Raw genomic sequence first — 13059 nt, 5'->3', positions numbered from 1 at the left:
ACTGTGCTACAGGTTTATACGTTAATTAGGGTGTGAGATAGCTATGGCATGTGTTTGGTCCACGAAGGCGCATGACATGCTGTTGCGTCCGCGGTACGGCATGCTCGGTAGTACGTGACACGTTTGCTAGCGACTTGTTTCAGCGATTCGTCTGAACTAAGAAATTTCGATAAAAGAACTATTTGAGGCGAGCCATGGACGCAAAAGTAAAACCAAACGTCGCGCATAAATATCAGCCCCCTGCGCCACCCCGCCTTTATCGTCGCGACACACTACGCTATGCGTTCTTTTTGAATGTTATTATCGTAGTCGGGTTGTTTGCATTTTTCATAAACAAATTGTATTACAACGCGAATCTCTACCTTCCCATTAGAAATGGAATAATAATTTCGTCTTTCGCGGCTGCATTTACATTGATTACGTTTGCTATGCTTCGCTATCTCAATTCACCGCCGGACAAATTGGAAGAGAGTGCGATTCTTAGACCTCAAGCAATTGAATATATCGAGAAATCGGCTGCTGAAGCAGCTAAACAGGCTAGTGCAAGTGCTGTGGCGCGGGTGCAGGAAAGCCTTCTCGACGATAGTTCCAGGGAACAGCTAATCGGCGAAATCACACGCCAACTCCAGGCAAGCGCCGCCGGGGCAACGTATGATCAATTAATGCTCCAGCTGACGAGCTCTGTGGAAGACAACGAACGTGAACGCAAGCTTCGTGCAGAGCTCGACGAAACGACAGCACGGCTCAAAGCCGCGATAGACGAACTAAACCAGCGAGCCAACCTGAATCTTGTGTTCGGTATTGCAATTAGTGTCGGAGGTGTTGTAGCGCTATTGGTCTTGACGTTTAGTGCGCCACCCGAAAACACGTGGCTGGATTTTGTGAAAATCTATGTTCCCCGTTTGACGGTTGCAATATTAATAGAACTATTTGCCTATTTCTTCCTGAAGCTCTACAAAGACAATCTTGCAGAAACACGCTATTTTCACAACGAAATTACGAACATCGCCGCTCGTCGCACCGCTCTTATTACCAGCCTGGCAACTGTCGATCAGAGCGCAGTCAAACAAGCCATTACCGAGCTTCTAAAGACCGAGCGTAACGGCACCCTGACCAAGTCACAAACGACAGTCGAGCTGGCGAAGGCGAGGCTGGAGGCGGAGAATTCCAAAGACCTTGCAAGCGTGCTTTCGAAGATCGCTGAAGCGTTTGCGAAGGCAAAGCCGAATCCCGATCACAGTGCGTCTTGAACTCGAAGACAAGGTGATGCACGCTCTTCAATTTCCGCTTCCGCAGTGCTTTGTCGTGTTCAGGCGGTCAAATAGGCACTACCCGTCTGGACCTGGATCAGCTTGTTAGCGCACGCCCGTAAACAGTCACACCACTATCGCGAGTCCAGAACTCGAAGAAGTTTGAACCAGAGGCGTTCCAAGTGATGCCAAGGGTCGCGAAGTCCGTAGTCAGGGTGCCGTCCGACTTCACCCAATGCAAGTTGTTATACGGACCCCATGTAGTCACGTATGCGCCGCCATTGACGATCTCCCAGCGGAAGCGCTGCATCTTGTTGGTCAAGCTTGCCCATCCAGCCATGTTCAGCTGCGTGTTCACCGTGATAGTGCTGACGAATTCGCCGCTGTTGACCGCGTTTGCGTAGATGGTGCCGCTGCCTTCACCACCGGGCGTTTGAACCTTCTGATATGTCGCCGCTTGAATTGCCCATGATGACCATGTTCCGCTGTTGTTTGATCTCGTGTATAGGATGCTGGCGTCCGTATTCCAGTACATCTGAACGGCAAACGCTGTGCCATTTCGTAGCGTGAAGCCGTAGCCGTTCGGGTCACTGTCCGGCACGTTGGCTGCGCCCTGTGCATAGAAGAACGCCATGTTTGGAACGGTATTCAGATCTACAGCGATCACCATCTGGCCGAAAAGACACAACCAGTTTGTCGCGTCCTGGTCTGGTGTCGTGCTGCTCATGTATACCTGCGTTGCGATCATCAGGTAGACCTTGTTGTTGTAAGAAACAAGATCATTTGGCGCGTAGTCGTAGGTCGCGTTCCATGCGCCACGGAAGTTCACTGCACCGTTGGCATTGCTCGCAGTGGATGCAATCACTTGCTGGACGTAGCTCTGAATGAGCGTAATCGGTACTTGTTGGTTGCCGTAGGTGCCACGTCCAAGAAGCATGCTTGGTAGTTCAGTTGCAACAGCAAAATCAAAAGTTGTTCTTGTCATAAAGCTCCTTAGCTTTGTGAAGAGTTAATGGTGTAGAGCGCTTGCGTGCCCATAGGTGAAGAAACTAAAAGAGAGGCCCAAGTCGTGCGCGCTTCGACCTCTTGTGGCAAAGTGGCCCAATCGAAAATGCCATCGTTGGCGTGAGTGATGGTCAGCCTGTCGTTGTAGTCTTGAGATACGTCGATACGCAGAAAGCCTTGCGCGTTGTTTGGCAATGCAGACCCGTACTGCTGCGCAACGTAGGCGAGTGCAGCGGCGTCGTTGCCGTAGCTCTCGGTGGTCATCGCAATGGCGCCGTTCTTGTCGGTGAAGACGGCGACTGTTCCTGCGCCATCCTGAGCGGCGCAGTACCCAACGTTTGTATAAGCGCCGAGTTGCTGGGTCTGCGTGCCTGCTATGGATAGTGTTCCAACGTTGTCGTAGCTGTAGCGGTATGTCGCCGCTACGGAACAGACAGCGCGATCGCTTTCGATAGACCATGTTCCAGGGCAGTTGTAGATGCCGTACGGGATCGTGAAACGTGGATCAGACTTGCTGTAGCTTTGCGTTCCTGCTGCAATCGACACCGTGTAGGGTGCAGCCTGCCGTGCGGAATTCATCGTGAAGCTGGTAGGGTAGCTGCCCTGCAGGAAGCCAGCGTTATTGCCAAAGGCCAGAGTTGAGTTGCGCGGTTGTCCGTAGTGCGTCATACCAAGTGACGGATCAACGCTCGGACCAACTGCACGGTCAAAGTCAACGGAGTAGGAAACTGGGAATCCGCCGTAGTTGTTGAACTGGCCTGTGAGGTCGTAGAAATCGCCTGTGCTGCCTGCGTATGCGTTTGACTGCGTAAGCCAAAGACCAAACTGGTCGAGGTGCGTTTGTATCGCCCTGAACGAGTCTTCGTTGAGCGGATAAAAGAGCGCATTCCAACCATTTACCAGTGCTGGTTCTGGCGCGGAATCCTGATGCGATACGAGCGTGAAAGTGTATGTAGTGGTCATTGCTTACCTCAAACGTCCTGTGAACCAACAATGAAGCGGCGGACCATATCCTCTTGAGCAGGCCAAAGCGTGTTGGAACCGCCCATTCCATCCAACTGCTTGATGAGACCAACTACAGACTGGTCAGCACCTGTCGAAGCGTTGCCGGGCACCATTGCCCAATGGAACCAGTTCACCTTGCCGCCCATGTTGTTGTACATGTAGTCCATGAGCTTGTTCGCCCAGTTGACTTGCGCAGGAATGTTGCCGCTAAAGTTGCCGCCCCATTCGGTGATCACGATTGGGGCAATGTCCATATTTACGATCCACCCCCAAAGCGTGTCCCACACTTCAGTCATGGTGTCGGGGAATGAGTAGTCTTGCGTCCAGTTGTACGAAGGGCCGTAGTATTCGTGTGGCGCGTAGCAGAGCTTGTCTTGTCGAACTGCAAGCTTCACTCGGCGAAAGTGGACGCCCCACAGGTTTTGCCCCCAAGCAGGCCATGTTCCGTACTTGCTTGGGTAATTTGGAAGTTGATCTTGAGTAATCTGGTTGCCCTCGCAGATGATCAACACGTCAGGATTCACCGCTTGAATGGCGTTGCCGATGCGCTCGTAAGCAGCAGGTAAGCCCGTCATAGGATCGTCGTCCCAAGTTGTGTCCCACGGTTCATTGACGAGATCGAAGCCGCACACTGCCGGCTCGTATCTGTAGCGCTCGGCCAACGTGACCCACGCATCGATCAAGCTTTGTTCGTTGCGCGGATCTTTCGCCAACCCTTGCGTTGTTCCTGCTGGACCTTGAGGACCTGTGCTTGTGTACCAACGACCACTGAAGCCAATGCTGTTGTCGGTGTTCGGCGCTGCGCAGTGCATGTCCAAAACGACACGCAATCCGATGGACTTCGCATAAGCAACAATCTTGTCCAGAATCTCTAGCGGGGAAAGTAGCGCGAAGCCGTTGGCGGTTACGGCGCCAGCGGGCAGGTACTGGTAGTTGATCAAATCTGGGTTAAGCTCGACTGATACACCATCGAAGGCTTGGCATACAGCGCCGCCCCATGTCATGTCTTCGCAGATTGGGAAGCGGACTGCGTTGAAGCCAACTGCTGCGATCTGATCAAGAATGCCTTGCTGCACAACGCCGTTGATCGTGATGGACTTGTACGCACGAACCGACAACAGGCCTGGAAACATGCGGCTCTCGAAGCCGCTCCAGTTCACACCACGCAGGCGGAATTCAGTGCCGTCTTGCTGTGTCAAGCTCGCACCAACAGCTTGCAACCATTGCGTTACAGGCGGCTTGCTATAAGGTGGATCGTCGGTAAGCTGCGTTCCGTCGTCATCGACAAGCGCAGTCCCGTCGTCATCTGCTGCATACAGAATCTGACGGTAGTCGGCAACATCATCTGCAAGCGGCTGGTTGCTATCATCGACAATGACCGTTCCATCGTCATCCACGAGAATGATCGGAAGACCAGCAAGCGAGGTGCTGAACGGATTTACAGAGGTAATTGGCATTAGGCACCTACCGTCGCGAACCAATTAGCTCCATCCGTCCATAGCTCTGCGCTCTGTCCATGAACCAATGCGATAGTGCCGTTGAGCACACCGTTCAGTGACGCACCTGACTGCACAGCAAGTGTGAGAACACTTGGGCTAATGTTGAGAAAGCCTGTTCGCCAACCATTTGGGAATCCACCACCTGTTCCTGTTCCAGCAGGAAGCGTGTTCACTGTACCGTCGCCAGCGTTCATGACGATCAAACCGTTACGATCCAATGTCATGGGTGTGTATGCTGCTTGCTTCTCAACCACATATCCCGCAGCAACTGAGACGTTGCACGACAAGCCGAGCGATGGGCCTGCAAACGTGGCATCAATTGATGGAGGCGCAAGAACTTCAATCACGTCTCCGGGCAACGTGGTAACGTCGCTTGCAAAGGTGAAAGTTCCAGTTGTGTAGCCCGCAGCAAAGTTCACCGAGCCGATTTGTGTTGTCACGCCCGCTGTAGATCGGTTGATTGGGCAGCTAACAGCAGTCGTAGGTGCTGTGTCGCAATACGCGAAGGAGCCAGTCAGCCCTTGCGGTAGCGTGACCGATTGTGGCGTTACTGCCTTGAGGATAGGTTGTGACGGAACGATAACGCCGAGAAAGTATCCAACCAAATCTAGCGTTGAAGTTGCGGGCGAGAGTGCGGCTGTTACCGCTGTCTGTACGGCTTCTTCCGTATCTGCAATGACGTTTAACATGTCTTGCAGTGTGCCGCTCAGCTGCAATGGCAGGAACGGGCCGAAGTTCGCAACTAGCTGGTTTTGATCTCCCTGCAATGTGAAGATCAGTTGTGTGTTTCCGTTGCTGCTCATTGCTGGCCCCCTTGTGCGATAGGGGACGCCTTGATGCGGAACCAGATGGGATCGCTAATTAGCTTGGAGCCGTCCTGCATGATGATCTGCAGGATGAACTGCGCTTTGCCGGGTGGCCATGTTGCGGTGGTAGCTGCGTTCGCGTTTAGCGTGAACAAACCGTTTGTCTCTGGGTTTGAAAGCATTGCGAGGTTCAGGACGGTGATCGCACTAAGCAGTGTCTCGCCGGTTTGGTCGTACATGCCCGCCGTTACCGTGACCTGGCTGAAGTCAGGTTGATTGCCGTTGACGCCGGAAGTGCCAGCGACTGTCGGGCCGACGAGTTGGAGCGAGCCGGTGAAATTGAATGTGCTGCCCGCGTAGAAGTCATATGCCATTAGGCCACCTCTGTTGTAGTTGTTCTTGGTGTGGCGAATGCGCCGTAGTGCTGTAGGCGCGCTGCTTGGGCTGCCTGTCCCGCTTCTTCCGCTGTGTCGAACACGCCTAGCCAGATGCGATTCTTGTTGACCGTGATCAGGGCACTGTATCGGCTTCCGCAGCGAGCGACGCATCTGTACCCACTCGTGTTGTCTTTGCGGAGCGGCTGATTGATCGCGTTTTGTGAGCGCGTTGCTTCGCGCAGGTTGCACCACCGGTTATCGTGTTTGACGCCGTTGATGTGGTCTGCCACTTCATGTGGGTAACAGCCTGTCATGTACAGGAACGCGAGTCGATGCGCATAGTAGGGCTTCGCATTGATGTAGATGACCCGATAGCTAAGGTTGTTGATCGCGCCTGCTACGTCGCCAGCCTTGCGATTCTTCGTGTCTGTGAGATGACTAAAAACGCCTGTCTCTGGGGCGTAGTGCAGGAAGCTTCGAAGCTTCTCTTGTGTCATTGTGTCCATCTTGGTTTCCGCTGCATGCCGCTCTCCAATTCGAGCGTGTTGTTGTTCTTCGTATTTATGCAGGTGAAGCGGAAACGCTGCGAAAATGAAAAGGCCGCTGTGTAGCGGCCTTTGTGCTTACTGCTGTGCTGCTGTTTCGGGTGGGAGAGACGGCAGCACGCCTGTCATCAGTCTCTTGATGTCTGCAACAAGAAGCTGGTTGGTCAACGCAGGCAACAACTGCGTGTTGATCTGCGTGTCGGTGAAGCTCTTGAGTTGCTGCGCAAGGTGCAGCAGGTCTGGGATGCTTGGGTATGTCCTCAAGCTGTTCAGGTGCGCGATCAGTGCATCCATCACTTCACCTCCTTGCGCCACCTGGTTTCGAGCTTGCTGAAGTCGAAACGCGGTGCGATGTCGTCCCACCAGTCTTGGTTGCTGCCGAATGTAATAGCTGTGCAACCGATGTTCTTCGCTACATCGTTCAGCTCCTCGTTGAACACACGCATGATTGAACCTGCGTTGCTCTTATTGGTGGTGTCGTTGCTGACTGCGATCCAGATGTGCAATGCAGCGTGCTTGTAGTCGTTCGTCTTCTGCAAAACAACGAAGCCGGAACTGTCTGCAATCGCTGCTTCACGTGTTGCGTACTTCAGGCCTTTTGCCCGCTCACGCATGATCGATGTGAAGAAAAGTGTTGCGCTGCTTGACTTCAGTGCCATGTAAATGTCTTCAGGCAACCATCCATCTGGGTTTCTCCCTTCAGACACCATGTATTCGAGGCCTGGGCGTACCAAGTGCCAGTACGTGTGAAGCTCGCTCGCTTCAAGTTGGATGAGGTTGTTTGGTTTGTCTGGGTTGAACATGCTGTATCCCTCCGTGTGATCTGTTCGGAACTATTTATTGGGAGGTGGTGGAGCGAATCAGCTTGTCTCCCGCTAAATATCAGGACGGTTACAAGGAGACAGCTAAATGCGAGAGATGCACTACTTTCAGTACGTAGACCCACGTGCTCATCAGTTCCTTGGGTATACGCAGGAGATGATTGCGGATGCGAAGGCGCTAAAGGAAGAAGTCGATGATTGGATACAGCAATGGGAAATCTGCGGCTGCCTAGAGACGCCGCTGGTGGAACATCGGGGCGAGCATGGTATTTGGGGCGTCGTTGCCCCAGCGTATGCCTTCTACGAACTAACTGACGCCGTTGCGTTCAAGCTGGTGTTCGGGGACAAGTTCGAATACAGCGTGTATGACTCGGACGACCTCCAATAAATAGACTGGCAGATGTTGTCATGAGCATTTGCCATTGTCTCTCCTAAAGCAGGATGGCCCGGGAAACCGGGCCTTTCCTCATTTTCAGTCGAAAGCCAGCTATCTTGTCTACGTGCACGGGTTACAATCTGGAGCGGTTCGCGTCTATGGGGCGACAGGCTATGAAGAAAAGACAGCGTGAGGAGCATACCGTCGAGCACTTGGGCGAGATCGGCGCTATAGAAGGCGCAGAAGCATTGACCATTGGTGAGTTTTTGGAGACTATGCCGCCTAACGAAGGACGCATAGTGAGCGACCTTGTGGTCAACCAGTATCTAGAGTCGCAACAAGGGTTCGCAAACGTGTTCAATCGCGCGGAGATCGAGTTGCATTGTCCAGGTGACGACTGCAATGGTATTCGTGTCTTTCGCTGCGACGACGATCCGGTCGGCCTTAGCAGTGAGCGCGAGAGGTTCTTCTTCGCCAGGTATCGGTGCTCAAACTGTCGTAAGCATGCGAAAGTGTTTTCGATTCTCGCGAGGTTGAATCAGGGTTCCACTGAGGGTCGTGCACTCAAGGTTGGCGAGGAGCCTCCCTTTGGACCACCAACGCCACCGCGGCTACTGAAATTGGTCGGTCCAGATTGCGAGCTTTTTCTTAAGGGGCGGCGCTGCGAGAATCAAGGTTTGGGTGTCGGCGCGTTTGTTTACTACAGACGCGTGATTGAAGATCAGAAAAGCCGGATTCTGAAGGAAATCGTTAAGGTCGCGGAACGTCTTGGCGTCAAGAAGGAGCAGGTAGATCTGCTACGGCGGGCGGCAGAGGAATATCGCTTCAGTGAAGCGATGGCAATGGCGAAAAGTGCACTTCCAGAGCGCTTGATGATCGATGGGCACAATCCACTGTCATTGCTTCATTCAGCACTTAGCAAAGGAGTGCACGAACTGACAGACGAGCAATGCCTAGAGATTGCTGCTAGCGTTCGGGTCGTGCTTGCTGAGCTATCCGAGCGTATAGCACAGGCACTCAAGGACGAGGCAGAGCTGAAAACCGCGTTGTCTCATCTCATGCACTTGGGGAAGGGGGCTGCCAGTTAGCCGGAGCCATGCAGCGGCGTCTGAGGTCATAGGTATAGCAACTAAGGTTGTTCTCGAACCTTGCTGTTACGTGTGAGAGTTACTTAGCGCGTCGATGCTTCTTCGCTGTTGCTCATCTGCATCGACGTGCTCTGTGACACACCATCTGACCTGACAAGCAGGTCATCTTTTTGTGTCTACATCGCGTCTTCTTGTTTATTTGTTATCTGCGAAATGCGGTAGTGAGAAAAGACATCTGGTCTTGCTTGCAAGCCAGGTGTCGATCGAGCTAACGCCGCACTGCTGCAGAACGACGTGAAGCAGCAGGGCTGCGTTATCTTGTTATAAAAAGCAGTGCATCAGAAAATTTTAAGTAAGGAATTCCAAATCCCTCTCCGGTGTAAACGGATGCTAGATTTAATTTGTTGTTCTTCGTGAAAAACAACTGCCCTAGGACCCCTCTCCTCTCGTTCTCAACAGGAATTGAACCTGTATCTGTACCGTCTACATTAGTCCCCGTTGTAACGTACCGCTTGCCTACCTTGCGTTGTTACCAGTTCTCGTCCTGTCGCTTTGATCTGGTTACGTAGAACACCAGAGCGCTTTATAGCTTTCGCTAATGGCGATAATATTTTGGGATACTGTGGCCCGAATCTTTCGCCTTTGGCTACCTAGCGACTACTGGGGAGCTACGCTCACTTGCATCATCGCCGTGTATTGTTGCTGTTTGTAGTTGGGAGTGTATGAGGAAACGCGCTAGCAGCGTCGGGTCAGCGAGCACTGTAGCGCGTGTCGGAGTTGCCAAAGTTGTATGTGTCTAACTTTGTTATCTGTGTGTGGAAACGACCTGACCGTTGTTTCCCCCTTGTCAATTCTATTTAGCTTCCTAGTGTAGATTCGCTGCACAAAAGCATCAATATTTGCGTTTCTGTCTGTGAAAAATCTCTGCACATAAATACCTGTGCGGCAATGTCGCCGCACAAGGACAAACCAAATGACAGACACAGTATCCCAAGCAATCACGTCAGCTGAGAACGCGGTCGCTGCCGTTGCACCGGTCGCTGAGGCAGTTGCTAGCGTTGTCGCAGCAGCAGATCCAAACGCTGCCGCAGGCATTGCATCAGCAGCGGCATCAGTTGAAGCAGTGAAGCCAGTTGCAGACGCCGTTCAGGCGGCTGAGCCAACGTTCGAAAGCTTCTGGCAACACATTCTTGCCTTCTTCAACGCCGTTTAACCCTGACCCGGACCAATGGCTAGGAGGTGGCCATTGGTCCGGCCCAATGTTGGGAGCATATCGAGTGACTCACTCTATCTGATAGTTAAAAATCGTGGGCTTTTGGTATCCAGGTGGAATGTCAAATTCGTAAGCGTGGGACTGCAATACGTCGCTGTCAGATTCCAGAATAAGAAATCGGAGACGGTCTCGATGTTCGTTTTCGATGAGCGACATGCGGTTCGAGATAAGAATGTTATTCAGTTTTACGATCCGCTTGGCGATCGCAATGAGTTCGTTGATATCTATGTCGTAGAGGAACTGGATGTGAAGCAGATCAAGGTCTTTGTGTAGTCTTCCAATATTATTTCTTACCGGTGCAAACCTAATATCAGGTATAAACATCGCGCTTCCAGAACCAAGCTGATCAACCGGCTTGTTCTCAAAAGAGAATAGGGGGGCGGACAATTCCTTCTTTCTTCTCTCGACTTCTTCGGGTGGAATCGACCCGTGCAAACCATAAAGAGCCAACTTCAGTCCGTGCTTATACTGCACGTGGAAGTCCTTGTGCTTTTGGTAAAAGTCAACCGCGATACGGTGAGACCTCTGCAGAAAGCCAATCTGCTCTCGCAGCATTTCGACACTAGCATTGGCGGTTGCCAAATCCGCGTTCGCGAAAATGGCCGTTGTGATATCACTGGTAGGAATGAAGAAGAGTTTGTGCAATGACTCGTCAGTTGGATCGGAAAGCGACTTGGGAAGGGTCGTTATCCTTCCGGCACTGTATGAGATCGTCTTCTTGACGAAAAAGAACGGCTCGCGTGTGAAACGAAGCAAACCAAAGTAGTCCTCGCAGAGCATCGCAAGTTCGGAAGTGGCATCAGCGAGGATTCCGTTGGTCAGATTCCCATAAACATATTGTTCGTCGACAGCCCCGTTTCCTTCGTATGCGAGACGGATTGATGCGCCTACTTCATCGCGATTTAGAAGTAGATGGCGAAGCGAAATAAGCTTGTGCAGTCTCCAAAATCGGTCGTACTTCTGGAAGTATATCTTTAGCTGGTGGTCGTTCGCTTGGCGCTGTTCTTTTTGGACTTCGCTCAAACCCCGTTCTGTATGACTCTTACCTTTATGGCTCATTTTGTTTGATTGTGGTTTCAAATGAATCGGTGAAGAAGTGTAATCACGTGTCCTCGATTCCGTCGTAGCAGCCGGTCAGCGCGAAAACAGCGGTGAACCAATGGCCGCACGCTTCGCAAACGTATTCTTGATGGACAGTGATCGCCCCAACGCCACAAGCGCCCATAGTGGGGTTAGGCGCACCGCAAGCACGGCAGATCACCACGCCTTCACGCACGACTTCCTTGTACCAATCTTCCGAACTGAGCATATCAACCTCGCGTGTAGATAACCGTTGAGCGCTCGTCGCACCAGTGCAGGGTGCAGTTCGTGAACGCCTTGAAATACTGCAAGTCGGGCTCCTTGAGCTTGTGCTGCTGGCAGTATAAGCGTGTCAGCACCATCGCATAGTAGCGGGCATCAACCGGGTCTATCCCGCCGTCGAACTGCATGATCGCAATCCGCTCCTCAAAGAACTCAGTAGCGTTGTCCATGTGGCTAACCTGTATATCCATACAGTATAGCTGGGCACCGCATCCTTTTCTTCCCTGGCTCAGGGTGGGGAAATGTCGCAACTAACCGTCATAAACTAGCAGTCCTTGGAACCAAGGAAGCCGGGGTCCTACAAGTTTGTAATCTATGCCAGAATTTGTCTGCAGAATACGTCTGCCCTAGAGACCAACAAACCAACTGATAAAAATGAAAAAACAAATCACACTCCTGCTTTGTTCACTAGTACTTGCTGGCTGCGCGGATCAGGCTGCTCCCAATCTAATCGGCGGTCACTACTACATGGCCGGGGATGCGCAGTGCAAACGAGCCCGTGTAGACGTGCTGTCCAATAACGATCGGGTGCTCTGCTACGACGCGGACATGAAATACACCGGGTATCGGAGTGCAATGGATGCCAACGACATGGCGGTGTACCAGACCCAACAGCAAGCGCAAGCCCAGCAGATCCAGGCACTGAATACCCAGCTCGCAATCACGAATGCGCAGATGGCTGCGCAGAACGCCCAGAACATGCAGATCATCAATTCGACGCGGTATTCAGCACCTGCAGCCGCACCCGTCCCGCAGCAGGACAACACCGTGATCCGCTGCGTCAACACCGGCAATTACACGAACTGCCGCTATTGATCCAGAACTGTCTTTGAGGTCCACCTGAAGTCATGCTCACCTGCCAATAAATACGGCTGTGGACTGAGTTGGGAGGTAAGCATGAGCGAGGACACAGCACAAGAGCTACAGGATCACATCTTGGAATGCTCACAGAACTACGGTGACTTGAAGAACGAGGTATCGCTGCAAAACCAGAAGATCGACACGCTAGCAGAAAAGGTCAATGACATTTACCACTTCCTGACCGGAATGGTCGTCTACAGCGTGGCGGGACTGTTTGGTGTCTGCACATATCTACTTGAGCACTACGTTTTGAAGTAAGACGAGAGGCCCGATTGTGGGCCTCTTTTTATGTGTCTTGTGCCAACCTACGGCGGTGTTATCTTCGCGATCCGACAAATAATTTCGGATTGCGAAATGAAAATTGAAGCTACCGCTGTTCCTCTTGTTGAGCGTTTGGCGTTCTTGCCAAAGTTGTTCGGCCCCAACGTCATGATGTACGCGGAGTCCATGCTGTACAACTGCGCGAAACGCCTCGCACCAGACGAATACCGCAATGGCTCGTGGGAGTTTTATGAACTGAGCAACGGAGGCGGATACGCAGCACCGATGGAACCCCAGCAGTTCAACTTGATGATAGGCAGTAACGGGTTCGAAGGCGGCATGAGCAACGACGCAGCCGGCATTGTGTTCACGCTGTTCGTCATCAACTCGCTTTGCTTTCGCTACGCTGAGACGGACCCAAAGACCGCAGAGAAGTTCGTAGACCACTACCATCAACTGCTCGACTTCGCAAAGCAGCACAAGGAAGCACGCAGCATCTTCCGCGCTATCGACTGAGGGGAAACATGATC

18 protein-coding genes are annotated in these 13059 nt (G+C 52.3%); 7 read left to right on the top strand and 11 right to left on the bottom strand.

Annotated features, from left to right (window positions below; translation table 11 throughout):
• Window positions 1-194: 194 nt before the first annotated feature.
• Window positions 195-1250 carry a hypothetical protein gene (locus AB4Y36_RS03595; RefSeq protein ID WP_368682325.1) on the top strand — a complete coding sequence of 352 codons (1056 nt, stop codon included), beginning with the start codon at window positions 195-197 and terminating at the stop codon, window positions 1248-1250.
• A gap of 97 nt (window positions 1251-1347) precedes the next feature.
• On the opposite strand, the gene AB4Y36_RS03590 is transcribed toward AB4Y36_RS03595, so the two are convergent.
• The 8 genes from AB4Y36_RS03590 to AB4Y36_RS03555 all read right to left on the bottom strand — a co-directional run bounded on the left by AB4Y36_RS03590 (window position 1348) and on the right by AB4Y36_RS03555 (window position 7290).
• Window positions 1348-2235, bottom strand: coding sequence for a pyocin knob domain-containing protein (locus AB4Y36_RS03590; RefSeq protein WP_368682324.1), 888 nt, complete (start codon window positions 2233-2235; stop codon window positions 1348-1350).
• Between the two features lie 8 nt (window positions 2236-2243).
• Window positions 2244-3218: a hypothetical protein gene (locus AB4Y36_RS03585; RefSeq protein ID WP_368682323.1), complete on the bottom strand. Its 975-nt coding sequence runs from the start codon at window positions 3216-3218 to the stop codon at window positions 2244-2246.
• An 8-nt stretch (window positions 3219-3226) separates the two neighbouring features.
• Window positions 3227-4717, bottom strand: coding sequence for a glycoside hydrolase family 5 protein (locus tag AB4Y36_RS03580; RefSeq protein ID WP_368682322.1), 1491 nt, complete (start codon window positions 4715-4717; stop codon window positions 3227-3229).
• On the bottom strand, window positions 4717-5562 hold the full coding sequence (locus AB4Y36_RS03575; RefSeq protein WP_368682321.1) for a hypothetical protein: 846 nt from the start codon (window positions 5560-5562) through the stop codon (window positions 4717-4719). Before AB4Y36_RS03575 ends, AB4Y36_RS03580 begins: the two co-directional genes overlap by 1 nt.
• On the bottom strand, window positions 5559-5939 hold the full coding sequence (locus AB4Y36_RS03570; RefSeq protein ID WP_368682320.1) for a hypothetical protein: 381 nt from the start codon (window positions 5937-5939) through the stop codon (window positions 5559-5561). Before AB4Y36_RS03570 ends, AB4Y36_RS03575 begins: the two co-directional genes overlap by 4 nt.
• A complete protein-coding gene (locus AB4Y36_RS03565; protein ID WP_368682319.1) occupies window positions 5939-6448 on the bottom strand; it encodes an HNH endonuclease in 510 nt (169 codons plus the stop codon). Before AB4Y36_RS03565 ends, AB4Y36_RS03570 begins: the two co-directional genes overlap by 1 nt.
• Before the next feature lie 117 nt (window positions 6449-6565).
• Window positions 6566-6781, bottom strand: coding sequence for a hypothetical protein (locus tag AB4Y36_RS03560; protein ID WP_368682318.1), 216 nt, complete (start codon window positions 6779-6781; stop codon window positions 6566-6568).
• Window positions 6781-7290 carry a hypothetical protein gene (locus tag AB4Y36_RS03555; RefSeq protein ID WP_368682317.1) on the bottom strand — a complete coding sequence of 170 codons (510 nt, stop codon included), beginning with the start codon at window positions 7288-7290 and terminating at the stop codon, window positions 6781-6783. Before AB4Y36_RS03555 ends, AB4Y36_RS03560 begins: the two co-directional genes overlap by 1 nt.
• 106 nt (window positions 7291-7396) lie before the next feature.
• On the opposite strand from AB4Y36_RS03555, the gene AB4Y36_RS03550 reads away from it, so the two are divergent.
• The 3 genes from AB4Y36_RS03550 (at window position 7397) to AB4Y36_RS03540 (ending at window position 9985) form a co-directional block, all read left to right on the top strand.
• Window positions 7397-7696 carry a hypothetical protein gene (locus AB4Y36_RS03550; RefSeq protein ID WP_368682316.1) on the top strand — a complete coding sequence of 100 codons (300 nt, stop codon included), beginning with the start codon at window positions 7397-7399 and terminating at the stop codon, window positions 7694-7696.
• A 161-nt stretch (window positions 7697-7857) separates the two neighbouring features.
• Window positions 7858-8772, top strand: a complete 915-nt coding sequence (locus AB4Y36_RS03545) for a hypothetical protein (protein ID WP_368682315.1) — start codon at window positions 7858-7860, stop codon at window positions 8770-8772.
• Window positions 8773-9745: 973 nt separating this feature from the next.
• Entirely contained in the window at window positions 9746-9985 is a 240-nt protein-coding gene (locus AB4Y36_RS03540; protein WP_368682314.1) for a hypothetical protein, read from the top strand.
• Window positions 9986-10054: 69 nt separating this feature from the next.
• On the opposite strand, the gene AB4Y36_RS03535 is transcribed toward AB4Y36_RS03540, so the two are convergent.
• The 3 genes from AB4Y36_RS03535 to AB4Y36_RS03525 are packed head-to-tail and all read right to left on the bottom strand — an operon-like array spanning window position 10055 to window position 11577.
• Window positions 10055-11104 (bottom strand): hypothetical protein, encoded by a 1050-nt coding sequence (locus tag AB4Y36_RS03535; protein WP_368682313.1) that lies wholly within the window; start codon window positions 11102-11104, stop codon window positions 10055-10057.
• Window positions 11105-11147: 43 nt separating this feature from the next.
• The gene (locus AB4Y36_RS03530; RefSeq protein ID WP_368682312.1) at window positions 11148-11354 is read right to left on the bottom strand and encodes a hypothetical protein; all 207 of its coding nucleotides are present in this window, start codon (window positions 11352-11354) and stop codon (window positions 11148-11150) included.
• Between the two features lies 1 nt (window position 11355).
• A complete protein-coding gene (locus tag AB4Y36_RS03525; protein WP_368682311.1) occupies window positions 11356-11577 on the bottom strand; it encodes a hypothetical protein in 222 nt (73 codons plus the stop codon).
• Between the two features lie 205 nt (window positions 11578-11782).
• Here AB4Y36_RS03525 and AB4Y36_RS03520 point away from each other — a divergent pair, with 205 nt between their 5' ends.
• From AB4Y36_RS03520 to AB4Y36_RS03510, 3 genes are all read left to right on the top strand, one after another.
• The gene (locus AB4Y36_RS03520; RefSeq protein ID WP_368682310.1) at window positions 11783-12223 is read left to right on the top strand and encodes a hypothetical protein; all 441 of its coding nucleotides are present in this window, start codon (window positions 11783-11785) and stop codon (window positions 12221-12223) included.
• Between the two features lie 81 nt (window positions 12224-12304).
• Window positions 12305-12526 carry a hypothetical protein gene (locus AB4Y36_RS03515; RefSeq protein WP_368682309.1) on the top strand — a complete coding sequence of 74 codons (222 nt, stop codon included), beginning with the start codon at window positions 12305-12307 and terminating at the stop codon, window positions 12524-12526.
• A 96-nt stretch (window positions 12527-12622) separates the two neighbouring features.
• A complete protein-coding gene (locus tag AB4Y36_RS03510) occupies window positions 12623-13045 on the top strand; it encodes an antirestriction protein (protein WP_368682308.1) in 423 nt (140 codons plus the stop codon).
• Window positions 13046-13059 lie beyond the last annotated feature (14 nt).

Origin of the sequence: Paraburkholderia sp. BR10936 (assembly GCF_040965735.1) — a bacterium.
Taxonomy (GTDB): domain Bacteria; phylum Pseudomonadota; class Gammaproteobacteria; order Burkholderiales; family Burkholderiaceae; genus Paraburkholderia; species Paraburkholderia nodosa_A.
This window is presented reverse-complemented; position numbering and strand designations above follow the sequence as displayed.

Excerpts from the sequence above, each read along its gene's own strand:
- AB4Y36_RS03575 (WP_368682321.1), bottom strand. The coding sequence starts at position 5,562 with ATGAGCAGCAACGGAAACACACAACTGATCTTCACATTGCAGGGAGAT.
- AB4Y36_RS03525 (WP_368682311.1), bottom strand. The coding sequence starts at position 11,577 with ATGGACAACGCTACTGAGTTCTTTGAGGAGCGGATTGCGATCATGCAG.
- AB4Y36_RS03515 (WP_368682309.1), top strand. The coding sequence starts at position 12,305 with ATGAGCGAGGACACAGCACAAGAGCTACAGGATCACATCTTGGAATGC.
- AB4Y36_RS03565 (WP_368682319.1), bottom strand. The coding sequence starts at position 6,448 with ATGGACACAATGACACAAGAGAAGCTTCGAAGCTTCCTGCACTACGCC.
- AB4Y36_RS03580 (WP_368682322.1), bottom strand. The coding sequence starts at position 4,717 with ATGCCAATTACCTCTGTAAATCCGTTCAGCACCTCGCTTGCTGGTCTT.
- AB4Y36_RS03585 (WP_368682323.1), bottom strand. The coding sequence starts at position 3,218 with ATGACCACTACATACACTTTCACGCTCGTATCGCATCAGGATTCCGCG.
- AB4Y36_RS03595 (WP_368682325.1), top strand. The coding sequence starts at position 195 with ATGGACGCAAAAGTAAAACCAAACGTCGCGCATAAATATCAGCCCCCT.
- AB4Y36_RS03590 (WP_368682324.1), bottom strand. The coding sequence starts at position 2,235 with ATGACAAGAACAACTTTTGATTTTGCTGTTGCAACTGAACTACCAAGC.
- AB4Y36_RS03550 (WP_368682316.1), top strand. The coding sequence starts at position 7,397 with ATGCGAGAGATGCACTACTTTCAGTACGTAGACCCACGTGCTCATCAG.
- AB4Y36_RS03520 (WP_368682310.1), top strand. The coding sequence starts at position 11,783 with ATGAAAAAACAAATCACACTCCTGCTTTGTTCACTAGTACTTGCTGGC.
- AB4Y36_RS03535 (WP_368682313.1), bottom strand. The coding sequence starts at position 11,104 with ATGAGCCATAAAGGTAAGAGTCATACAGAACGGGGTTTGAGCGAAGTC.
- AB4Y36_RS03530 (WP_368682312.1), bottom strand. The coding sequence starts at position 11,354 with ATGCTCAGTTCGGAAGATTGGTACAAGGAAGTCGTGCGTGAAGGCGTG.
- AB4Y36_RS03560 (WP_368682318.1), bottom strand. The coding sequence starts at position 6,781 with ATGGATGCACTGATCGCGCACCTGAACAGCTTGAGGACATACCCAAGC.
- AB4Y36_RS03510 (WP_368682308.1), top strand. The coding sequence starts at position 12,623 with ATGAAAATTGAAGCTACCGCTGTTCCTCTTGTTGAGCGTTTGGCGTTC.
- AB4Y36_RS03555 (WP_368682317.1), bottom strand. The coding sequence starts at position 7,290 with ATGTTCAACCCAGACAAACCAAACAACCTCATCCAACTTGAAGCGAGC.
- AB4Y36_RS03540 (WP_368682314.1), top strand. The coding sequence starts at position 9,746 with ATGACAGACACAGTATCCCAAGCAATCACGTCAGCTGAGAACGCGGTC.
- AB4Y36_RS03570 (WP_368682320.1), bottom strand. The coding sequence starts at position 5,939 with ATGGCATATGACTTCTACGCGGGCAGCACATTCAATTTCACCGGCTCG.
- AB4Y36_RS03545 (WP_368682315.1), top strand. The coding sequence starts at position 7,858 with ATGAAGAAAAGACAGCGTGAGGAGCATACCGTCGAGCACTTGGGCGAG.